At 60.4% G+C, this 21,804-nt stretch carries 24 protein-coding genes; 11 read left to right on the top strand and 13 right to left on the bottom strand.

Translation table 11 applies throughout. The annotated features are described in order from the left end of the window. Window positions 1–8 precede the first annotated feature (8 nt). From IEX57_RS02025 to flgB, 7 genes are all read right to left on the bottom strand, one after another. Entirely contained in the window at window positions 9–701 is a 693-nt protein-coding gene (locus IEX57_RS02025; RefSeq protein WP_188701823.1) for a flagellar basal body L-ring protein FlgH, read from the bottom strand. Between the two features lie 131 nt (window positions 702–832). After that, a complete protein-coding gene (gene flgG, locus IEX57_RS02020; protein WP_188701821.1) occupies window positions 833–1,618 on the bottom strand; it encodes a flagellar basal-body rod protein FlgG in 786 nt (261 codons plus the stop codon). Between the two features lie 97 nt (window positions 1,619–1,715). Next, entirely contained in the window at window positions 1,716–2,453 is a 738-nt protein-coding gene (flgF, locus tag IEX57_RS02015) for a flagellar basal-body rod protein FlgF (protein WP_188701818.1), read from the bottom strand. Between the two features lie 99 nt (window positions 2,454–2,552). Continuing rightward, window positions 2,553–3,881: a flagellar hook protein FlgE gene (gene flgE, locus IEX57_RS02010; RefSeq protein ID WP_188701816.1), complete on the bottom strand. Its 1,329-nt coding sequence runs from the start codon at window positions 3,879–3,881 to the stop codon at window positions 2,553–2,555. 110 nt (window positions 3,882–3,991) lie between these two features. Further along, complete coding sequence (locus tag IEX57_RS02005; RefSeq protein ID WP_188701814.1) at window positions 3,992–4,711, bottom strand: flagellar hook assembly protein FlgD; 720 nt, start codon at window positions 4,709–4,711, stop codon at window positions 3,992–3,994. Window positions 4,712–4,739: 28 nt separating this feature from the next. Beyond that, complete coding sequence (flgC, locus tag IEX57_RS02000; protein WP_188701812.1) at window positions 4,740–5,147, bottom strand: flagellar basal body rod protein FlgC; 408 nt, start codon at window positions 5,145–5,147, stop codon at window positions 4,740–4,742. A gap of 18 nt (window positions 5,148–5,165) precedes the next feature. Next, complete coding sequence (gene flgB / locus IEX57_RS01995) at window positions 5,166–5,591, bottom strand: flagellar basal body rod protein FlgB (RefSeq protein WP_188701810.1); 426 nt, start codon at window positions 5,589–5,591, stop codon at window positions 5,166–5,168. A gap of 414 nt (window positions 5,592–6,005) precedes the next feature. Between flgB and IEX57_RS01990 the strand changes: the two genes are divergently transcribed. Next, window positions 6,006–6,587 carry a bactofilin family protein gene (locus IEX57_RS01990; RefSeq protein WP_188701808.1) on the top strand — a complete coding sequence of 194 codons (582 nt, stop codon included), beginning with the start codon at window positions 6,006–6,008 and terminating at the stop codon, window positions 6,585–6,587. A gap of 110 nt (window positions 6,588–6,697) precedes the next feature. Here IEX57_RS01990 and IEX57_RS01985 read toward each other — a convergent pair whose 3' ends face one another. From IEX57_RS01985 to IEX57_RS01965, 5 genes are all read right to left on the bottom strand, one after another. Further along, entirely contained in the window at window positions 6,698–7,351 is a 654-nt protein-coding gene (locus IEX57_RS01985; protein ID WP_188701806.1) for a DUF1345 domain-containing protein, read from the bottom strand. A gap of 83 nt (window positions 7,352–7,434) precedes the next feature. Next, entirely contained in the window at window positions 7,435–7,767 is a 333-nt protein-coding gene (locus IEX57_RS01980) for a DUF2185 domain-containing protein (protein WP_188701804.1), read from the bottom strand. A gap of 63 nt (window positions 7,768–7,830) precedes the next feature. Continuing rightward, window positions 7,831–8,478: a DUF4142 domain-containing protein gene (locus IEX57_RS01975; protein ID WP_188701802.1), complete on the bottom strand. Its 648-nt coding sequence runs from the start codon at window positions 8,476–8,478 to the stop codon at window positions 7,831–7,833. Between the two features lie 11 nt (window positions 8,479–8,489). Then, a complete protein-coding gene (locus IEX57_RS01970) occupies window positions 8,490–8,795 on the bottom strand; it encodes a hypothetical protein (RefSeq protein ID WP_188701800.1) in 306 nt (101 codons plus the stop codon). An 85-nt stretch (window positions 8,796–8,880) separates the two neighbouring features. After that, window positions 8,881–10,095: an ROK family transcriptional regulator gene (locus IEX57_RS01965; protein ID WP_188701798.1), complete on the bottom strand. Its 1,215-nt coding sequence runs from the start codon at window positions 10,093–10,095 to the stop codon at window positions 8,881–8,883. A gap of 179 nt (window positions 10,096–10,274) precedes the next feature. Between IEX57_RS01965 and IEX57_RS01960 the strand changes: the two genes are divergently transcribed. From IEX57_RS01960 to IEX57_RS01945, 4 genes are all read left to right on the top strand, one after another. Beyond that, the gene (locus tag IEX57_RS01960) at window positions 10,275–11,156 is read left to right on the top strand and encodes a sugar phosphate isomerase/epimerase family protein (RefSeq protein ID WP_188701795.1); all 882 of its coding nucleotides are present in this window, start codon (window positions 10,275–10,277) and stop codon (window positions 11,154–11,156) included. 116 nt (window positions 11,157–11,272) lie between these two features. Further along, window positions 11,273–11,902, top strand: a complete 630-nt coding sequence (locus IEX57_RS01955) for a nucleoside/nucleotide kinase family protein (protein WP_188701793.1) — start codon at window positions 11,273–11,275, stop codon at window positions 11,900–11,902. 214 nt (window positions 11,903–12,116) lie between these two features. Next, a complete protein-coding gene (locus IEX57_RS01950) occupies window positions 12,117–12,728 on the top strand; it encodes a hypothetical protein (RefSeq protein ID WP_188701791.1) in 612 nt (203 codons plus the stop codon). A 300-nt stretch (window positions 12,729–13,028) separates the two neighbouring features. Further along, entirely contained in the window at window positions 13,029–13,433 is a 405-nt protein-coding gene (locus IEX57_RS01945; protein ID WP_188701789.1) for a DUF3224 domain-containing protein, read from the top strand. Here IEX57_RS01945 and IEX57_RS01940 read toward each other — a convergent pair. Beyond that, a complete protein-coding gene (locus IEX57_RS01940; protein ID WP_188701786.1) occupies window positions 13,427–14,647 on the bottom strand; it encodes an ROK family transcriptional regulator in 1,221 nt (406 codons plus the stop codon). The two genes, IEX57_RS01945 and IEX57_RS01940, sit on opposite strands and share 7 nt — an antisense overlap. A 176-nt stretch (window positions 14,648–14,823) precedes the next feature. Between IEX57_RS01940 and IEX57_RS01935 the strand changes: the two genes are divergently transcribed. From IEX57_RS01935 to IEX57_RS01910, 6 genes are all read left to right on the top strand, one after another. Next, window positions 14,824–15,951 carry a Gfo/Idh/MocA family protein gene (locus tag IEX57_RS01935; RefSeq protein ID WP_229708606.1) on the top strand — a complete coding sequence of 376 codons (1,128 nt, stop codon included), beginning with the start codon at window positions 14,824–14,826 and terminating at the stop codon, window positions 15,949–15,951. Window positions 15,952–16,111: 160 nt separating this feature from the next. Next, a complete protein-coding gene (gene alsB / locus IEX57_RS01930; RefSeq protein WP_188701782.1) occupies window positions 16,112–17,056 on the top strand; it encodes a D-allose transporter substrate-binding protein in 945 nt (314 codons plus the stop codon). A 104-nt stretch (window positions 17,057–17,160) separates the two neighbouring features. Continuing rightward, window positions 17,161–18,669 (top strand): sugar ABC transporter ATP-binding protein, encoded by a 1,509-nt coding sequence (locus IEX57_RS01925; protein ID WP_188701781.1) that lies wholly within the window; start codon window positions 17,161–17,163, stop codon window positions 18,667–18,669. Window positions 18,670–18,736: 67 nt separating this feature from the next. Continuing rightward, window positions 18,737–19,732, top strand: a complete 996-nt coding sequence (gene alsC / locus IEX57_RS01920) for a D-allose ABC transporter permease (RefSeq protein WP_188701779.1) — start codon at window positions 18,737–18,739, stop codon at window positions 19,730–19,732. A gap of 254 nt (window positions 19,733–19,986) precedes the next feature. Further along, the gene (locus IEX57_RS01915) at window positions 19,987–20,610 is read left to right on the top strand and encodes an HAD family hydrolase (protein WP_188701777.1); all 624 of its coding nucleotides are present in this window, start codon (window positions 19,987–19,989) and stop codon (window positions 20,608–20,610) included. Window positions 20,611–20,694: 84 nt separating this feature from the next. Beyond that, window positions 20,695–21,726 carry a hydroxyacid dehydrogenase gene (locus tag IEX57_RS01910; protein ID WP_188701776.1) on the top strand — a complete coding sequence of 344 codons (1,032 nt, stop codon included), beginning with the start codon at window positions 20,695–20,697 and terminating at the stop codon, window positions 21,724–21,726. The last annotated feature ends 78 nt before the right edge of the window (window positions 21,727–21,804 follow it).

The following is a 21,804-nucleotide window of genomic DNA, read 5'->3' as shown; positions in this document are numbered from 1 at the left end:
GCGCACTCTCAGTAAGGCATCACGCTCAGGAAAAAGCGCTGCAGCCAGCCCATGGTCGTGGCATCGGCCAGCGCGCCCACGCCCAGTTGTTCAATCCGGGCATCAGCCACTTTGGTCGACGGAATGGTATTGCCGGCCTGGATGTCGGTCGGGTTGATGATGCCGGTCAGCCGCAAGGTATTCACATGACCGTTGATGGCGATCTGTTTTTCGCCGCCAATCTGCAGGTTGCCGTTGGGCAAGACCTCGATCACCGTGGCCGAGAGCGAGCCGGTAAAGGTGTTGGTGTTGTCGGTAGAACCATTGCCGGCAAACTTGTTTTCGTTGCTGGTGTTCATTGTGGCGCCCATGAACTCGCGCAGATAACCCGGCATGCCCGGCAAGGAGCCACTGCCACTCAGCGACAAGGTGCCCTTGCGGTCGGTGGAAGTATCCACCTTGTTGGTGGCGGAGAGGTTTTCCGCAATGGTAATGGTCAGCACATCGCCCAGGCGTTTGGCGGTGCGCTCTTCAAACAGCTGGCGGGAGTTGGCAGTCTGGAAAATCGAACCCTGGTTGTAGTTCGATTGCAGGGCCGGTTCTGGCCGGATGGTGGTCGGCCCGGTCACAATCGACTTGGGTTGCACCACGGCACAGGCCCCCAGCGACAACGTCACCGCTGCCAGCGCCAGTCGTACCCATCGTGATCTTTTCACCGCCATGCTCGTACCCTTCTCTCGCGGCTGCCTGCGGCGGCCGTCCTGCTTCAATCGTCTTGCCGGCAACGGCCGCGGTGGCCGTTGCGTTTGCCTCAATCCATTCACTGCTTTACAGCTTTACTGCTTGTATTGCCTTACATCGATTCGAGCTTTTGCAGCATCTGGTCAGACGTGGTCACCGCGCGCGAGTTGATTTCATACGCACGCTGCGCCTGGATCATGTTGACCAGCTCTTCGGTCACGTTCACGTTGGACGTTTCCACATAACCCTGGTTAACCGCACCCAGACCATTGGTGCCCGGCTGACCTGCCGTCGGCGCGCCAGAAGCGTTGGTTTCCAGGTAGAGGTTGTCACCAATGGCCTGCAAACCGGCCGGGTTGATGAACGTAGCCAGCTGGATCACACCCAGGGTCACCGGGGCGCTGGCCACATTGTTCACAATGGCGGTCACCGTGCCGTCTTTGCCCACGCTGACGGAGGTGGTACCGGCCGGCACCTGAATGGCCGGGCTGAGGGCCTCGCCTTCTGCGGTGACGACGTTACCCTGGTTATCCAGCTGGAACGAGCCATCACGGGTATAGGCCGTGGTGCCATCGGGCTGGGTAATCTGGAAGAAACCGACGCCATTGATGGCCAGATCAAGCTGGCCTTCCGTGTTCTGCAGACTGCCTTGCTCAAAAATCCGCGCGGTGGCGACCGTGCGCACACCGGTACCCAGTTGCAGGCCCGTTGGCAGGCTGGTGGTCTGGCTGGTGGCGCCGCCAGGCTGGCGCAGGTTCTGATACAGCAAGTCATCAAAAATAGGACGCTCGCGCTTGTAGCCGTTGGTGGCCACGTTGGCGAGGTTATGAGAGATCACGTCGACGTTGTTCTGCATGGCATCCATGCCCGTCTTGGCGATCCACAGCGAACGCATCATGGTGTGTTCTTCCTTGTTTTATCTTGCGCGAGCGCGGTATTGCATTCAGTAAACCTGGCCCGGTGTTGCGGCCTGAAACGGCATCTCAGTGATTTGATCAGCTGCTGAACTGGATGATCGACGCCACCGAGCGGGCATTGGTATCTGCCGACTGGATCAGTTGCACCTGCATGTCGTAATGGCGCTGCGAGCTGATCATGTTCACCAGTTCATCCACGGCATTGACGTTGCTGTTTTCCAGCGCATCCGGGGCCACTTCCACGTTTTCATCAGTCTGGGCGGCGGAGCCATCGCGCATCCGGAACAGGCCATCGGTACCTTTGTACACATCGGTCCCGGCCGGGTTGACCAGTTTCAGACGACCCAGATCGGTGGTGGCCGAAGGGTTATCCAGCGGCGTGCCGCTGATGGTGCCGTCAGAACCGAACGAGATACGCGTGTTGTCCGGCACGGTGATCGGGCCGTTTTCGCCCATCACCACCAGCCCGGAGCGGGTTTTCAGCAGGCCCGAAGCATCGATCTCGAAACCGCCGTTACGGGTATAGGCTTCGCCCGAGCCAGTCTGGACAGTGAACCAGCCGTCGCCATTGATGGCGGCATCCATATCGCGACCGGTGCTCTGGATCACGCCGGGAGACAAATCCGCGCCGGTGGTTTGCGCCACCACAAAAGCGCGGGTCTGTGCGCCCTCGCCCAGCACGGGCACGGCGCGGAACGTATCCAGATCAGCCCGGAAACCCGGGGTAGCGGCATTGGCAAGGTTGCTGGAAATCGTGGCCTGCCGTTGCATGGATTGCTTGGCGCCGGTCATGGCCACGTAAATCAGTCTGTCCATTAAGCAGGTTTACCCTTGTTCTGCTGCGTCTGCGAAATCGAAATCGACATCGAAATCAACATCAATCCGGTGATGAACCGGCGACCTTCAAAAACCCGATTAACCCAGGTTCACGATGGTCTGGAGAATGGTGTCCTGCGCCTTGATGGTCTGCGCATTGGCCTGATAGTTACGCTGGGCGGTAATCAGGTTCACCAGTTCCGAAGTCAGATCCACGTTGGAATCTTCCTGCGCGGACGATTGCAGCGAACCCAGGCTACCGGTGCCCGGATCGCCAATGGTCGGCTGGCCGGAAGCAAAAGTCTGGGACCAGCGGTTATCACCCAGCGGCTGCAGGCCCTGCACGTTGGTGAAGTTGGCCAGCACGATCTGGCCGACGGTCTTGGTCTGGCCGTTGGAGTAACTACCCTGGATCACGCCATCCTTGCCGATGCTCATGCCGGTCAGCGTACCGTCGGCGTAACCGTCCTGGTTCAGCGCGTTCACCACAAACGGGCTGCCGTACTGGGTCGAGTTCGGGAAGCTGACGTTAAAGGCAAACGGGCTGGTGGCGCCGTTCGGGGCGGTCAGCGTGGTGCTGAAGGTAAAGCCGGACACGTTGGAGGCGGCAGTGCCGGTCAACGGATCAGTCGGGACGGTCGTGGCATCCAGCGTACCGGTGCCGGTGTACATCAGGTAGCCATTGGTGCCGGCCGGGGAACCCGTCGTCGTCGGCGTGCCGCCGTCAAACGAGGTTTGCACTTCCCACTGGTTGGTCGCCACTTTGGTGAAATAGAACGTCAAGTTGTGCGATACGCCCTGGGCGTCGTACACCTGCGCGGTGGTGGAGCTGGTAAACGTGGTCGGATCGGTCACGTTCAGCGGGCCGACACCGGTCGGGGGCGCTGCGCGGTTGATGATCGTTGCCGCGGCATTCAGGTTCATCTGGCCGACTTGCAGGCCGGCGTTGGACGTACCAGACGAACCGGTTGCGCGCGCGCCGATGTTGCCGACGGTGATCTGCAGCGGCACCGGGTTGCCGCCCTTGAGCAACTGGCCGGTGTTCGCGTCAACACCCCAGCCGGTCAGGCGCTGGCCGTCGTTGACGATGTAACCCTGGTTATCCAGCTGGAACTGGCCATTGCGGGAGTACGAAATCGTGCCCGAGGTGTCGGACATCCGGAAAAAACCATTCCCGGTAATCGCGACATCCAGCGGGTTGCTGGTGGTTTCCACGTTGCCCTGGCCAAACTGCTGGGCGACATCCATCACGCGGGTACCGATACCGGCCACGTTGGAGGACGATGCGAATGTGGATGCGTAGATATCGGCAAACTCGGCACGCGACTGCTTGAAGCCTACCGTGTTGGCGTTAGCGATGTTGTTGCCGATCACGTCCAGGTTTTTGGACGCCGCATTCAGACCGCTCAGACCTTGTTGAAAACCCATGTTTACCCCTCCCGGCAATCCTTGCCGCCCCTGCGGCAATTCATGCCTGCCCTCCCCGGGCAGATTGTTTCGTTGGCTCGTTAATCTTGCTGAACGACGTTAACTACTGATCAGGTCGACGATGTCGAAGACCCGCCGCTTACCTGTTTGATGTCGCTCAGATTCACGGTCGAACCATTACCCAGTACCACCTGCACGGCACTGCCGTTCAGGATCACGCTCGATGCGGTCTGCCAGCCGTCCACGGTCAGCGAAGACTGGTTACCTGAAGCGTCCACGCCCTTGGCAACGATGGCGTATTTGCCGGCCGCAGCCTTGGTGCCGTCGGCCAGGGTGCCGTCCCAGTTGATCGGGTTGGACTGGCCTGCGGTCGGCGTGGTGGTCATCTGGTCGACCACCTGGCCGGTGGTGAGCGACACCACCGAAACCTGCATCTGGGTGGTGCCGGCCGGCACATCAACCGCGGCTTGCAGGTTGTTGGTGCCGTCGTAGGCCCAGGAACTGGTCGGCGCCATCACCTGTTTGCCGATCAGCGAAGCCGATTGCAGCGCCTGGCTGGAATTGAACAGCGAGGACATGCCGGTCATGGTGGCATTGAGTTGCTGCAACCCGCTCACCGTGCTGATCTGCGCCAGTTGCGAGGTCATCTGGGAGTTATCCATCGGGTTGGTCGGGTCCTGGTTTTGCAACTGCGCGACCAGCAATTGCATGAACTGGTCTTGCATGGCCTGGGCCGAGCCTGACGCGCCACTGCTGCTGGAGGTGCCGCTCAATGCGGAATTCAGCGCTGTGAAATTGATCCCGGTGCTGTTGTTTACGGTGGTTGCCATGGTGCTATCCCTCGATCCGGGTTATCAATCAGCTCGAACCCAGCTGCAACGTGCGCTGCATCAGGGTCTTGGCAGTGTTCATCACATCGGCGTTGGTCTGGTAAGACCGGGAGGCCGACAACATATTGGTCATTTCTTCGACCACATCCACATTGGGCATCGCCACGTAACCGTTGGCATCGGCCACCGGGTTGCGCGGGTCGTACACCAGCTTGGGCGGGGCCTGATCTTCGACCACCTGCGACACTTTCACGCCCACGCCACCTTCCGGGCCGACCGGCGTTGCCTGGAACACGACCTGTTTGGCCCGGTACGGCTGACCGTTGGAGCTGGTCGTCGATTCGGCGTTGGCCAGGTTGCTGGCCACGGCATTCAGGCGCATGGACTGCGCTTGCATGGCCGAGGCCGAAATATCAAAAGTGCTGAACAGAGACATGCTCAGGCGGCTCCGTTATCAGGACGAAGAAGAAGTCAGCGCAGTCCGGTAGGTACTCATCCGGTTCTGCATGAAAGTAATGGCGGCTTCATAGCGCAGCGTGTTGTCCGCGAAATCGCGCATTTCCTTGGTCATATCCACCGTGTTGCCATCAATGGAAGGCTGCACTTCGCTGCGATATTGCAATTTGGGGGACAGCAAATCTGCCGCGCTGGAACCGGCCGGTTGCAGGTGGCGACTATCCGTGGTCTTGAGCGCACCGCTATTGCCCGATTGCTGCGCCGCCAGTGCGCTGTTGAACGCAGAGGTGAAGTCGAAATCACGCGCCTTGTATTGCGGTGTATCGGCGTTGGCAATGTTGGACGACAACACTTCCTGACGGTAATCGCGCAAGCGCATTGCCGTTTGCTGTGTCTGGAAGTAGTTATCAAGTGCACTCATCATGATCTTCGGGCTTCCCCATCTGTGACTGCAATCACAAAAGCAGGAAGCGTGCCAGATATCAAACCATTGATTTTCAAGGGTTTTACAATTCTGACAAATATGCATCCGGCAAGTTTTGCCGGTCTGGCCAACGGCGCTGGCCACGCTGTTGCGCACATTGCCGCCGCCACCCGTCGCCCGTCAGCGACAGGCGGAAAACCCCGCACTGACTGACGATCCCGCTCTCGCCCCCTTCTACCTGACGCCACACAGCGACACGATTTGTCACAAAATTGCAGTCTTACCTTACAAAAAACAAGCAACACACTGTTTTTAAATGACTTTCACAACATGGCACGGCAATTGCAATAAAGGGCCGAACGCGGAAACAGTGATATTTCGCGCATTTGATGACGTCTTTCCCAAGGAGTACCCATGTTCTCGTCCAAACAGCAAACCCCCATCCTGAACCGCAACCAGGGCGTTCTGGGCAACCGCAACAACCAGCCCTCTCCCGCCCATGCCGACCCGGCCAGCCATGCCAGCCCGGCGGATGGCCTGCGGGCGGAACATGTACCCAGCAGTGTCCAGGCCGAACCCAAAGCCCCGGTCGCCGCGCCGGCAGACAGCGGCGGCAACCGCCTGATCGTCGGCCCGGATGTGAAACTGCGCGGTGCCGAGATTCTGGATTGCGACACGCTGGTGGTTGAAGGGCGTGTGGAAGCGACCATGGACAGCCGCGTGATCCGCATTGCCGAGGGCGGTTCATTCTCTGGCAAGGTCAGCATTGATGTGGCCGAAGTGCACGGCACGTTTGATGGCGAACTGACCGCGCGTGAACAACTGATCATCCACGCCACCGGCCGCGTCAAAGGCACCATTCGCTATGGCAAGCTGCTGATTGAATCCGGCGGCACGATCTCGGGCGAGATCGAATCCCTGTCTGAGGCCCGCCGTCCCGGGCTGGAAGACAAATCCACCGCGACCAACATTACCCGCCTTGCCGCTGCGGGCTAACGGTTTTTTCTGGATGAGGCCGTGACGACCGGTGACGCCTCACCTCGCCGGTCACAGGTTGAACGCACAACACCCGCTGCAAAGCGGGTGTTGGCGTTGAGCGGCCGGTGCTAGCTCACCAGCCCCGCCGCAATATTGATCGACAAACCCAGCACGCTCAGATTGAACACAAACGCCAGCACCGACTGCGCCAGCACAATCTTGCGGGTGCTGCTGTCCCCCACTGCGACGTCGGCCGTCTGGCAGGCCACGGCGATGGTGAAAGAAAAATACAGAAAATCCCAGTACGTCGGCGCTTCCGGTTTATCGGGAAACAACAACGGTTTGCAGGCGCCTTCAGCCGTATAAAACTGGTGCGCATAGTGAATGGCAAACGAGGTCGGCAACATCAGCCAGGCCCCCACCAGCGTGATCGCCGTGAAACTGATATGCGCTAGCTGGTGAATGCCGGTAGTGCCCTTGGCCGAAGCCAGTTCCACCAGAATGGTTGCCAGACTGACCACGCACGCCGTACACACCAGCCCAAGCACGATCTCGGCGTTTTCATCCTGGGCTTTGGCAATCTGCCTGATGCGGTCGGGTTGGGCGCGTACCAGCAACCACCAGACGGTGATCAGGTACACCCACACGGTGATGTTCCAGCAAGCCAGCGCCCGGCCGGCCAGCGAGCCATGCAGCGGCAGCACAAAGAAAGAGATCAGCCCGATCACCAGCGCCACCGTCAGGCGCGGGCGGGCCGTCATCAAGCCAGGCAGGTGGCGCATGCAGACCTCCTCAATCCATGGCGGGATAACCCGCCCGCATAAAAAAGGCCGGTCAGTACCGGCCTTTTTGTTCTGGTTACGCGTCAGTCATCTTCACTGACGTCGTAGAACACCCCTTCGTGTTTGTCGAAGGCCGCGCCGACGGGCGCATCCAGTTGTTCGACAATGCTGGGGTCGCAATTGGCGACCAGGTTCACATCAACCAGATTGAAGTGTTTGGGGTTGTCCAGATAGCGGTCATCTTCTGCGCCACTGAAAAAGCGCCAGCCGCTGTCTTCCTTGTCTTCCGGTTCTTCCCGCACCATGTAGCCCACCGGCTGGCCATCAACCAGGATCAGGTCCGTGACCATGCACAGGCCTTTTTCGGTAGCCAGCGGTTCCAGTTTGCGGGGATCAACAACGTATTGTTTTTGCATGACGGCACTCGTGAAACAGGTAAACCCTCAGCATACCCGCTTCACGCCTTGCCGCGTGTACCGTCAACCGTGGCTGGCCGGCAGTTTTTGCAGATAATCCAGGTGTGACTTGAGCACCGGCAGCGTCTGTTTTGCCAGCGCCACCACTTGCGGATCACTGCCGTTGGCCACCTCTTGCGACCACGCCACCAGCGCATCCTGGCTGGCCTTGGTCTGGATCTTGATCCACTCGGCCTCAAATTTGTCGCCCTGCAGGCCGTACAAATGTTCCATGTCCTGCTGCTGGGCGGCATCCGGGGCCGAGGCATCTTGCCGTTGTTTCTGCTGGGCCAGCGATTTGAGCTTGAGACTGATCACGCCGTGATCCTCAAACAGCTTGCTCGCCAGCGCCTTGATCGCCGGGGCTTGCGCCTGTTGCATGGCCATGCGCGCCAGGTCCTGGCCCGTGCTGGCAGCACGGGAGGCTTCCGCCAGAAACGACGCATCCTGTTGCGACAGCTTGGCCTGCGGCGCGGTGGCGGCCGGCGCAGTATTGGTCGATTGCGGCGCAGCGCCAGGCTGGCTTTGCGCGGCATCTGCCAATGTGCCCGCAGCCAGCAACGACAATGCCAGCGCAGGTGTCAGCAAAAAGTCTGCCGCGTGGGCATGGATTTCATGACGCAGTACATTCACCGTGTTCAACAGATTCAGTGCGGGCGGCGGGTTGCGCATGCGGGCCTCCTTCAATGCAAGGTGATCCGGCCGCCAAAATACGGCGTATCGCGATGCGGCTCGTCCGGGGCACGCGGCGGCTCTTTGATCGGGCCGGGGTTGTCCTCTGGCGGGATCGGATCATGCACCGGCTGCGGCGCAAACGGGCGATCCGGCGGCACCGGCAGCGGCGGAATCTGTTCGGGCGGGTTGGGTTGCGGAAAATCCGGGTCATCCGGTTCCGGGCCGGGCGGCTGACCGGGCACCGCCGGCGGCATGGCCTGCGGCGTAATCAGCCAGCGTGTGGCCGGTGCGGGTCTGGATTGCAATCTCGGCATGACGATCTCCGGCAATGAGCTTGATTTCATCATGCGTGCAAAAGCGGGATATCACTGTCAGCCAGCGCCCGATACCAGCGTGAGACTAGCCCGCGTTCCCCAGCAAGGCGGCGTCAACGGCCTGGGGCGCAAACACCGCATCGGCCACCAGATGTGCGCACCCCACGAGGGCCGCATCGTCGGCCAGTTCGCTGCCCAGGATTTGCAGATTGCGCGTGGCCAGCGGCAAGGAGCGGCGGTAGACCATCTCACGCACGCCGGCCAGCAAATGATCTTGCGAGTCTGCCAGCACGCCGCCGAGTACCACCAGCGAGGGGTTCAGCAAGCTGACCGCCTGCGCCAGCGCCTCTCCCACCAGGCGGCCGGACTGCAACAGCATGGCGACGACATCGGCATCGCCCTGGCGGGCCAGCGCGGCGACATCCTGCGCCACATGCACCGGATAACCGCGCCCTTCCAGCTGCCGCGTCAGCGACCAGCCCGCCGCGTAGGCCTCCAGGCAACCCGCGTTACCGCAGCGGCAAACCGGCAACTCGCCACCACCGGCTGAGCCCGCATGCCCCATGAACAAATGCCCCAGATCGCCCGCGCCACCCTGCGCGCCGCGTTGCGGGTGGCCATCCATGATCAACCCGGCGCCAATACCGGTGCCGACCGTGACATACATCATGTGCGCGACATCCGGCCACACTGCGCGGTGTTCGCCCAGCGCCATCAGGTTCACGTCTTTATCCACGCGCACCGGGCAGTGGAAATGTGGCGCAAAAAAGTCCGGCACAACATAGCCATCCCAGCCGGTCATGATCGGCGGGCGTACCACACGGCCTTGTGCAAACTCCACCGGACCGGGCACGCCTATGCCTATGCCTTTGACCTCGGCCGCCGTGCGCTGCGCCATATGCAACAAAGATTCAAACTGCTGCAGTACCCGCGTCAGCGTGGCTTGCGGGCCGCTGGCGATATCGTTGAGTTCGGCGCTGCTGGCCAGCGTATTGCCATGCATGTCGGCCAGCGCCAGCCGCATTTTCTCGGCACCGATATCCGCCAGCAGCATCACCCCGAAGGCCGGATTGATGCGCAACGAAGCCTGCGGTCGGCCGCCCGTCGATGCCGTGGTCTGGCCGTGTTCCAGATAACCAGCGGCCAGCAGGGTCTCAAGGCGCTGCCCCACGGTGGATCTGGACAACCCCGTCACCTGCATGATGCGCGCCCGCGTGGTGGCCACGCCGCTGCGGATCAGCGCAAGAATGGCGCCGCTGCTGTCGGCGGCCGGCAAAACGGGAGTGGTGACGTCGTTCATGGATAGCCTGTAGGTCGTTGTGCGCATTGTAGGGCCGGATGCCTTTCTTGCGACAAGTTTCCCACATCATAAAGCTACTTTTGTATTTTTTTAACGCAAAAGTTGTTTTTTCAAAATCAAAAGGTGTAGCATGCGCTCCATGCACTACCAACCAACAACCCTCTAGCAGGAGCAGCACCATGAATCCTCTCGGCATCCACGCCCTTGTCTGGGCTGGCGACGTGTCTCCGGAATCGGTCAAGAAGATCATCAGCAGCAGCAAGCAGGCTGGTTTTGACCTGATCGAGTTTTCTTTGCACGATCCCAAGCCGCTGGACTTTGGCTACACGCGTGAATTGTTGAAGGAATACGCCATCAAGCCGGCGTTCTCACGCGGTCTGGCCTTCAACGCCGACGTGTCGAGCGACGACCCCGCCGTGGTCGCCCGTGGTGTGGCGCTGCTGACAGAGGCCATCAATATCACCCAACAACTGGGTGGTGATTACTTCGGCGGCGTGCCCTACAGCGCGCTGGGCAAATACAGCCACCCGATCACCGCGCAAGGCCGCAAGCACGTGGTGGAAACACTGCGCCGTATCTCGGGCGAGGCCGCCGACAAGGGTGTGAAAATCGGTCTGGAAGTGGTAAACCGCTATGAAAGCAACGTGATCAACACCGCCCGCCAGGCGCTGGAACTGATCGATGAAGTGGGCACCGGCAACCTGTGCGTGCACCTTGATACCTACCACATGAATATCGAGGAAGTGGACTTCACCCGCCCGGTGCTGGAGTGCGGCGACAAGCTCGGTTACGTGCACATTGGTGAAAGCCATCGCGGTTACCTGGGCTCGGGCACCATCAACTTCACCGAGTTCTTCCACGCGCTGGCCCAGATTGGCTACACCGGCCCGATCACCTTTGAGAGCTTCTCCTCCACCGTGGTGGCAGAGGGGCTGTCCAATGATCTGGCGGTCTGGCGCAATTTGTGGAATAACGGCATGGATCTGGCCACCCACGCACACGCTTATATCAGCGCGCAAGCCAAGGGTGCCGGTCTGGGCGTGACGGATCGCCCGTATTGATCGCAACAGGCAAGGCGCACCAGCGCGTAGTACAAAGCGTACGTACTACGTGCAATCACGGCCGCCTTGCCGGTTTTACCGTGCCAACCTGTCTGGATTCAGGAACAACCTTCAATATGGTTCCCGATATTTATCTGCAACGCGCACTGGCCCTGCTGCAAAGCGGCCAGCGCAAAATCCTCGGCATTGCTGGCGCTCCGGGCTCGGGTAAATCTACCGTCGCAGAAGCACTGGCCAAAGCCCTGGGCGCGCGCGCCATGGTCGTGCCCATGGATGGCTACCACCTGGCCAACGTTGAACTGGCCCGGCTGGGCCGCGCCAATCGCAAGGGCGCGCCGGATACGTTTGATGTGTGGGGTTATGTCTCTTTGCTGGAACGCATCAAACACGCCAGGCCGGGTGAAACCGTCTATGCGCCCGTGTTCCGCCGTGAAATTGAAGAACCCATTGCCGGGGCCATTCCCGTCAGTGCCGAAACGCAACTCATCATCACGGAAGGCAACTACCTGTTGATGGAAGACGCCGGCTGGAACAACGTGCGCCCCCTGCTGGATGAAGCCTGGTACGTGGGGGTTGATGACGACCTGCGCCGCCAGCGCCTTGTAGCCCGCCACATGTTCTTTGGCCGCACCGAACAGGCCGCCAAAGACTGGGTGATGAACACTGACGAACCCAACGCCGTACGCATTGCCGCCAGCCAGCATCGCGCTGATCTGGTGGTGCAATGGCCTGAAATCACCGGCTGATTCACCACCCTGCCAAGCTTGAACCCCGACCCCGGATGCCCCCATCCGGGGCGGGCCTGCTGGTGGCGTGCCGTACCGGCCAGCCACACCGCCGGGGGCCGCGCACTTCCTTGCAACACTCCCCCTGCTTTGTGCGCCAACGGGCATATCCGGCAAAGGAAAAGAGGCATAATCGGGCACCTTGCCGCTTTTACTTTGAAAAACCGGGGCCCTCATGCGTCTGATTTTGTCTTTCTTGTGTACCAGTTTGCTGGCTGCTTCAGCCGCAGCCTGGAGTGCAGACCCGTTGCACGCCATTACCGAAGATGGCCGCAAGGTATTGCTGGCGCCCAATGGCACCTGGAAATTTGACTCCAGCACGACCAGCAGCACGCCAGCCGAGTCCACCGGATCGCCCTATATCCCGGCAGTGAAGAAATTCAGCGTGGCTTATGACGTGAACAACTGGACCCAAAGCCCGCCCAAAGATGGCGAATCCCCGGCCAAGCGACTGTTCATGCACAAGACACTGCCGCTTTACGCCATGGTGATTTCGGATCAGATTGCCGCCAACAATACCGTGGTGCGTGAGGTGATCTTGCATAACGTACAAAGCGCCGGCGCCACACCCACCATCATTCTGGAAAAGAAGCCGATCATTGATGGCAAACAAGCCGGCATGATCCGGCTGGTGGCCAATGTGAAGGGGCTGGATCTTGTTTTCACCACCAATTACTACGGCGATGAAAGCGGCAACATCCAGGTGACCTGTTACACCGGTCAGTCGCTCTTCTACAAGTACGAAGCCGAGTGCCAGAAGTTCATCGACGGCCTGTCGATCAAGTAAGCTGTCTCAGGCGGATGGCTGGCGGATTGCCCACGCGTAATTCGCCGCCCATGCCCACCTCTGCCCTGTACGGACCAAGCAAAAGTGTTATGCGCGGCTGTAAAAACCACTTCCACCCCTTCATGACAAAGCGTGGCTAGATCTGTGCGACCGGCTCAAGCCGTACACGCCATGCTCCCGCTTGGTCGGCCAGCAAAATCGCAGGCCCACACATCTACATCGTTTAGCCCTCAAGCCAGCAAAGCCGGCCGCTCCTGCTACGATGACCGTGTCCAGAATATTCTTCTCCCGGAGCACGTCATGCCGCAGGTCACAGGTAAATTCAACGTCCGGATAACCCGGCTGGAGCCAGCCGAGCCGCATGAAGAAGCGGCGTTGGGACGCATGGGGCTGGATAAGCACTTTGAAGGCCCGCTGACGGCCACCAGTCAGGGCCAGATGCTCAGCGCGGCCACCAGCACGGTGGGCTCGGCCGGGTATGTCGCCATGGAAAAAGTCACCGGCACCCTTGAAGGTCTCAGCGGCAGTTTCATTTTGCTACACACGGGCGTGATGAATCGCGGTACGCCGTCGCTGACGGTCACGGTGGTGCCCGATTCGGGCTCGGGCGAGCTGACCGGGCTGATCGGGCGCATGGGTATCCGTATTGAAAACGGCCAGCACTTTTACGACTTCAGTTACACGCTGGCCGATCAGGATCAGTAGTTTTGCAGCAGTTCCTGAATACCGCGCGGCGACAACACTTTGTCGATGCCCAGTGCGATCCCGCCTACAAGGCCGGCATCGCGCCCCAGTTGCGAGTTTTCGATCGACAACCGCCGTGTCGCCAGCGGCAGCGCACGGCGGTACACCACCGCGCGGATACCGGCCAGCAAGTCATCGCTCATATGGGCCATCTTGCCGCCCAGAATGATCGAGGCCGGGTTGTACATATGCACCAGCATGGCGACGATCTCGCCAATTTCTGCCGCGGCCGTGCGCAACAGGCGGACGGCGTGCGGGTCGCCACTGGTAATGAGGCCGGATAGCTCGGCCGTGGTCTGCACCTGCGCGCCTTTGAGGTCCTGCAGTTGCCGCATGACGGCGCTGGCCGATGCAATGGCCTCAAGGCACCCGATATTGCCGCAGCGGCAAATCACCTCGTCATGCAGCGGCACGCGAATATGCCCGATATCGCCCGCTGCACCATCAGCGCCGCGATGCAGTTCGCCATCTTTGGTGACAATGCCGCAGCCAATCCCGCTGGCCACTTTGATGAACAACAGTGGCGATTGCGCAACCGGGCGTGACCGCGCCTCGCCCAGCGCCATCAGGTTCACGTCGTTATCCAGCAAAACCGGCACGCCCATGCGGCGGCGTACCCAGTCGGCCACTGCAAAACCATCCCAGCCGGGCATGATCGGCGGACGCACCGGCATGCCGCGCTCAAAATCAACCGGGCTGGGAATGCCGATCACCACGCCGCGAATCGGCCGGTCACGCGCGGTGGAGGACTGCAGCAGTTTCTCGAACCGTTCGACGATTTCACTCAGCAATAGCTCCGGGCCGATCGTCAGATCAGGCATGAATGCCTCTTCCGCCAGACGGTGCTGTCCCAGATCTGCAACAACCAGCCGGCCATGCGTGGCCCCGATGTCGGCCACCAGGATCACGCCGGCCTTCAGATTCAGCGACAAACCGGTTGATGGCCGACCGCGCCCGGCATAGCTGCCGCGCTGCTCACTGACAAGGCCGCAATCAAGCAACGGCTGCAGATATTCAGCCACCGTGGAGCGCGCCATGCCGGTCATGCGCGCCATGTCTGCGCGGCTGATGCCGTTATCCAGCGCGATCAGGCGCGCCATCTGGCTCTGGATTTCATGTTGCCCCAGCCGGAAAGGTACGTCATCGGGCGGGGTGTGTCGGGCTATCTCATACATAAAAGTACTTACGTCGGATTGTGTGTTAAATCGAGCATAAGAGTGATTTTGTATGCTTTCAAGCGCAATTACATGGCGATAGTGAAAATCATTATGTCGAAATTCGACATAAATAATACAAAATTTGCGCTGTAGTAGTGCAGATGAATACTACATCGCACAAAACGGAGGCAGTCGTGAATAAAGAGCTGGGAATTGCGATTATTGGTACGGGCATGATTGGTGCAGTACACCGTCGTGCAGCAGCGTTAAGCGGCAGTGTGCTGCGTGGCGTCGTGGCTTCCAGCCCGGAGCGCAGCCGCGCGGTAGCACAGCAATGGCACTGCGAAGCCTACGCGGATGCCGATGCCGTGTTCGCTGACAAGGCCATTGATGTAGTGCATATCTGCACCCCCAATGCCACGCACCATGATCTGGCACGCCGCGCCCTGCTGGCCGGCAAGCATGTGATCTGCGAAAAGCCGCTCGCCACCTCGCTGGCCGACGCCACGGAACTGGCCACACTGGCCCGCGATAGCGGTCTGGTTACCGCCGTGCCGTTTGTTTACCGTTATCACCCCATGGTGCGCGAGGCCCGTGCCCGCATTGCCAGCGGCGAAGTGGGCGCACTCAATCTGATTCATGGCAACTACCTGCAAGACTGGCTGCTGGGTGCCAATGACACCAACTGGCGTGTCGATGCCGTCAAGGGCGGCGCCTCCCGCGCGTTTGCCGATATCGGCTCGCACTGGTGCGATCTGATGGAATGGGTCACGGGCGAGCGCTTTGTCGAAGCCGTCAGTTCGCTCAAGACCGTGCTGGCCGAACGCCCAGCCGCCACCCGCGCCACGTTCTCCGGCGCAGCAGATGCCGATGCGGCAAAAATGGCCGTCACCACCGAAGACATTGCCGGCGCCTTGCTGCGTACCAACAAGGGCACGCTGGCCACATTGACCATCAGCCAGGTTTCCGCCGGTCGCAAAAACCATCTGTGGTTTGAAATCGACGGCATGAATGAAAGCCTGACCTTTAACCAGGAAGAGCCGGAACGCCTGTGGGTGGGTCAGCGTGATGCCATGCAACTGTGGGTCAAGGACCCGTCGCAAGGCGCGGCCGAGCAACGCCGCCTGGCCACCCTGCCCGCCGGCCACGCCCAGGGTTATGCCGATTGCTTTGAGGCCTTTGTGGCCGATACCTATTCGCAAATTCGCGGGGAGCCCCGTGAAGGTCTGCCAACCTTCGCTGACGGTGCGCGCTCTGCGCAGATTGTCGAAGCCATTCTGGCCTCGGCGAAACAGCGGGCCTGGACTTCAATCCCGGCCTGATGCAGTGCGGCGGCTGCAGCCTGCCTGTCTGGCTTGCGGAACGCTTTGAAATGACGACTTGTGCAGTGAATCTTGCTCATCACCACTTATTCCGCGGCTGAGACCTCCGGGTTCAATCACGGAATCATAAAAAGACGCTTAAACCCGTCGAGGAGTCACCATGAACATCAAGCAACTGACCCTGGCTATTGCCGGTGCCGCCGCATTCACCTTGGGCCCGGTGCAATCCGCTTTTGCCGCAGATTACGCCGTGGTACTGAAAACCCTGGCCAGCCCGTACTGGGTTGCCATGAAAGACGGCGTCCTGGCCGAAGCCAAAAAACAGGGCGTCCAGGTCGATATCTTCGCAGCTAACAGTGAAGACGACATCACCGGCCAGCAACGTCTGCTGGAAGACGTCGTGAACAAGAACTACAAGGCCATCGGCGTGGCGCCGATCTCGCCGGTGAACGTGGTGCAAGCCATCGCCGCGGCCAACAAGAAAGGCATCTATGTTGTGAACATGGATGAGAAGGTCGACATGAGCCAGCTCAAGGCGGCCGGTGGCAGCGTGGTGGCGTTCCTCGCGACCGACAACGCGGCGCTGGGCGAGAAAGCCGGCAAGTACATTGTCAGCAAGCTGGGCAGCGCCGGTGGCAAGGTCGCCATTATTGAAGGCAAGGCCGGTAACTCGTCGGGTGATGCGCGTCGTGATGGCGTGAAGAAAGCCTTCGCCGCTGCGCCCAATGTCAAGGTAGTGGCCAGCCTGCCGGCCGACTGGGATCGCTCCCGCGCGCTGGATGTAGCCACCAACATCCTGCAACGCAATCCGGATCTGAAAGCCATCTACGCCGCCAACGACACCATGGCGCTGGGCGCTGTCCAGGCGGTGAAGAATGCCGGCAAGCTGGGCAAGGTGCTGGTAATGGGGACCGACGGCGTGCCTGAAGCCATTGACTCGGTGAAGCGTGGCGAACTGACCGCAACGGCGGCCCAGGACACCGCGACTCTGGGTGCCAAATCGCTGGATATCCTGGTGCAGAGCGTGAAGACCAAGCCGGCCATCAAGCCTGACAGCACCCCGCAGTTTGTCGCCATTGATTCGAAGATTGTGACCAAAGAGTAAGGCGTAAGGAGCGAGGGGTGAGGTGAACAGTCCTGGCAGGCCAGGGTCTGTTCTCCGGTTTTACCCCTCACACCTCTCCCCTCACACCTCACATGGATACAGCAATGAGTACGCTTGTCGCAGTACGTAACGTGGTCAAACGCTTTCCCGGCACCGTGGCCTTGCAAGATGTCAGTTTTGATATCAACGCAGGCGAAGTTCACGCGCTGCTGGGCGAGAACGGCGCCGGCAAATCCACGCTGATGAAGATTCTGAGCGGGATTTACGAGCCGACCTCAGGCACGATCGAACTGGCAGATGCCAGCTATGAGCGGCTGACCCCGTCCATTTCCAAGGCCTTCGGTATCCGGCTGATCTATCAGGAACTCTCCGTGATCGATCACCTGAGCATCGAGGAAAACCTGTTTGTCGGCAGCCTGCCTACCCGGCGCAAGTTCGGTGTGCCGGTTGTCGACAGCGTGCGCATCCGCCAGACCGCGCTGTCGGTGCTGGCCCGCGTGGGCCTCAAGCGCCATCCGGCCACCCTGGTCAGTGATCTGTCGATCTCTGAAAAACAGCAGGTGGAAATCGCCAAGGCACTGGCCAGCGACGCGCGCATCATCATCATGGATGAGCCCACCTCCTCGCTCACCGATGAAGAAGTGCATCACCTCTTCACCGTGATCCGCGAGCTCAAGGGCCAGGGCATCGGCATTGTGTATATCTCGCACAAGCTCAAAGAGATCCCGATCATTGCCGACCGCGTATCCGTGCTTAAAGACGGCCGCTATGTGGGCACGTTTGATGCCAAAACCACGCCGCCACAAAAACTGGTGGCCTCCATGGTGGGCCGCGAGATCGAACACGCCCGCCCGGATGGCGCCCGTGTGGATCAGGACAAAGTGGTGTTTGCCGTAGAACACCTCTCCTCACGCGATGGCCGCGTCAAGGACGTGAGCTTTGAATTGCACAAGGGCGAGATCCTGGGCTTTGCCGGGCTGATCGGCTCTGGCCGCAGCGAGTTGATGGAAGTCATCTTCGGCGCCCGCGCCCGTGCCCAAGGCCAGATCGAACTCAACGGCAAGGCGGTGTCCATCCCCTCCCCGTATCACGCAGTGAAAGCGGGGCTGGCCTTTGTGACAGAAGACCGCCGCAATACCGGGTTTTTCCACAATTTCTCGATTGCCGAGAACATTTCCATCCTGCCGTTTGTGAAAAACGCGCGTCGCCAGGTGTCGCTGGAACGGCTGGATTTTGCCGAAGAAAAAGCCTTCGGCGCGCAATACAAAGACAAGCTGCGCATCCGTTGCGCATCGCCGCAGCAAAACATCACCGAGTTGTCTGGCGGTAACCAGCAAAAGGCCATCATCGCCAAATGGCTGGCCGCCGAGAGTGACCTGTTTATTTTTGACGAACCCACCCGCGGGATCGATATCGGCGCCAAGACCGAGATTTACCAGATCATGCGGCAACTGGCCGACGCCGGTAAGGGCATCTTGATGGTGTCTTCCGAGTTGCCGGAACTGTTGTCCGTATGCGACCGCATTGCCGTCTACAAGGAAGGCAGCATCGCCGCCGTCTTGCCCAACAGCGAGGCGACGGAAGAAAACATCATGCACATCGCGACGGCATAAAGGCGCGACTGGCACATCGGTAAACCCCGTTGATAACAGGGGCTGAATGAATATGGAGAAAGACGATATGACAACGCAAGCCAATGCCGCCACGCTGACCGCGGGCACTGAGCAAAAGGCCAAACTGGGCCTGGGCTCCCTCTGGCAAAAGTACGGCACGCTGGGCATCCTGATTTTGCTGGTGGTGATCTCCAGCGCGCTCTCGCCGCAGTTTTTCCTGACGCGCGATAACCTTGTACAGGTGCTGCTGCAAAGCTCGGTGATGATCCTGCTGGCTTGTGGCGTGTTCTTCACCATCCTGATCGCCGGGATCGACCTCTCGGTGGGTTCCATGCTGGCGCTCACCGGCATGGTGTCGGCCCAGTTGATGGTCGCCGGCATGCCGTTCTGGCTGGCCATCCTGCTGGGCGGCGTGCTGCTGGGCGCCATGCTGGGCGCCATCAACGGCGTACTGGTCAACGTGACCCAGTTGCACCCTTTCATCATCACCCTGGGCACCATGGCCATTTACCGCGGCGTGACGCTGATCATCTCGGATGCGCGGTCGGTGTTCGGCTTTGATCCGCGCTTTTCTGACATCGTGGCCGGCCGCTTGCTGGGGATTCCGGTGCCCGTGCTGATCGCCGTAGCGGTGTCGGGCTTTCTGTACTTCCTGGCACGCTTCACCAAACTGGGCCGCAACATCTACGCCCTTGGTGGCAACGCCCAGGCCGCGTGGTTCTCTGGCATCAATATCAAGCTGCACACGCTGATGGTGTTCATTATCTCTGGCGTCTGTGCCGGCGTGGCAGGCGTGGTCACCGTAGCGCGGACCGGCGCGGCCGAACCCAATGCCGGCACCGGCTTTGAAACCTTCGCCATTGCCTCGGCCATTATCGGCGGCACCAGCTTCTTCGGCGGCCGTGGCGCAGTGACAGGCGTGGTGGTCGGCGGCCTGATCATCGGCGTGATCAACAACATCCTGAACATCATGAACGTGCAGTCTTACTACCAGCAGATCGTGATGGGCGCGCTGATCATTGGCGCCGTCACCGCCGACAAGCTGTTTGGCCGCAAGAAGTAAACCCTTGCTGATCTGGCAAGCGAACATAACATAGCCCGCCAGTTTGATTGACCAACGCCCGAGCGGTTCATAAAACGCGGCAGGCAAGGCGTGCGAGCGCAGATCAGTACGTGCAAGTACGGCAAGCGAGTACAACGCAGCCTGCCGCGTTTTATGAACCGCGATTTTCCTCCTCAGGCTCAATGCTGTGCCTGATTCTGCCGGACTGGCAGTCCCTCACTGCCAGTCCTTTTTTTATTCCGCTGGAACACAACATGGCCATCAAAGCCGTTGTATTCGATCTGGGTGGCGTGCTGTTCGACTGGGATGCCGAGTACGTCTACCGCGAACTCATCCCCGATGACGCTGCGCGCAGCCACTTTCTGGGCCACATCTGCAACGGCGCCTGGCGCCTGCAGCAAGACGCCGGGCAAAGCCTGCAGGCCGGCACCGATGAACTGGCCGCCGCCCACCCGCAGCACGAGATGCTGATCCGCCTTTTTTACCGCCGCTGGCCAGAGATGCTGCGGGGCACCTTGCCCGACGGCATGGCGATTTTCGACGCGCTGCGCCAGGCCGGTATTCCGGTTTACGCCCTGACCAACTGGGCGGCCGAGACCTGGCCGTATGCGCTGACGCATTACCCGTTCCTGCAAGGGTTCCGCCGCATTGTTGTGTCTGGTCAGGAAGGCATGGCCAAACCGGCGCTGCCGCTGTATCTGCTGACGCATGAGCGCATCGTCATGGATATGCCCGACATCACGCCGCAGGAAATCGCCTTTATTGACGACACCCGCGTCAACACCGAAGCCGCCGCGCGCTTTGGCTGGCAAGGGATTCACCACACTGCGGCCGCCCAGACCGCGCAGCGTCTGCGCACGCTGGGTTTGCCTTTGTAACCCGTATCCGCCCCATACCCACCGGTGCCCGGCCACCGGCACACAAAACCAGCACACACGGCCACCGCGGCCGAGGAGTTCGATATGTCCGACAAGAAAACCATCCTGCTCGTCCCCTCGCCCCGCAAAGTGGCGGACATTTTTGACGCCAGCGATCTGGCCCGCCTCAAGGCGCTGGGCGAACTGGTGATCCATGACAACGCCGCCGAACTGACCGACGCCCGTTTCAACGAACTGGCCCCGGAAATCGAGATCATCATCGGCCAGATCGACCTGCCGCGCGAACGGCTGGAACGCGCGCCCAGGCTGCGCGCCATTGTGAATGTCGAGGGAAATTTCCTGCCCAATATTGATTACGACTACGCCATGCGCCACGGCGTGCGCGTGCTGAACGTGAGCCCGGTGTTTGCCGAACCCGTCGCCGAAGCCGCGCTGGGTATGGCCATTGACCTGGCCCGCGGCATCAGCCGTTCTGACCGGTATTTCCGCAACAACACCGAAAAATACGGTCTGGATGCCAACCGCGACGCGTACTCGTTGCATCGCCAGAACATCGGCTTTATCGGTTTTGGTGATCTGGGCCGCGCCATCGTGCCGCTACTGGCGCCGTTCAACCCGACCATCCGCGCGTTTGATCCGTGGCTGCCGGCCGATTACATTGCCAGCTTTGGTTGCCAGGCCGCCACGCTGGATGAAGTGCTGCAAACCTCGCAAATCACTTTTGTGGTCGCGGGCGTGACCTCGCAAAACCAGGGTTTCCTGGGTGCCGATGCCTTTGCCAGCATGCCCAAAGGCGCATCGCTGATTCTGGTCAGCCGCGCTGGCGTGGTGGACTTTGATGCCATGCTGGACGCCGCCGAAAGCGGCCATATCCGCGTGGCGACCGATGTGTTCCCGCAAGAACCGGTACCGGCGAATCACCGCGCCCGCAGTGGCGACAATGTGTTGTTGTCGCCGCATCAGGCCGGGGCGATGGATGAGGCGTTGCGGCAGATTGGCAAGCGCACGGTGGCCGATGCCGAGTTGATTGCGCGCGGCTTGCCGCCGATCATGTGCAAGGTGGCGCAGCCGGAGACGGTGGCGATGTTCCGGAGCAAGCCGGTGAGCAAGAGTTGATTTTTAGTCGGGCGTGGATGTTGAGGTTGTGGCGTGGATGAAGCGGTAGTGGAGGTCCGGGGGCGCTTTTCCTGGAGG

It is taken from the genome of Silvimonas iriomotensis, assembly GCF_014645535.1.
Lineage (GTDB): Bacteria > Pseudomonadota > Gammaproteobacteria > Burkholderiales > Chitinibacteraceae > Silvimonas > Silvimonas iriomotensis.
Note: the sequence above shows the minus strand (reverse complement) of the source record. Positions and strands in the feature narration are given on the sequence as shown.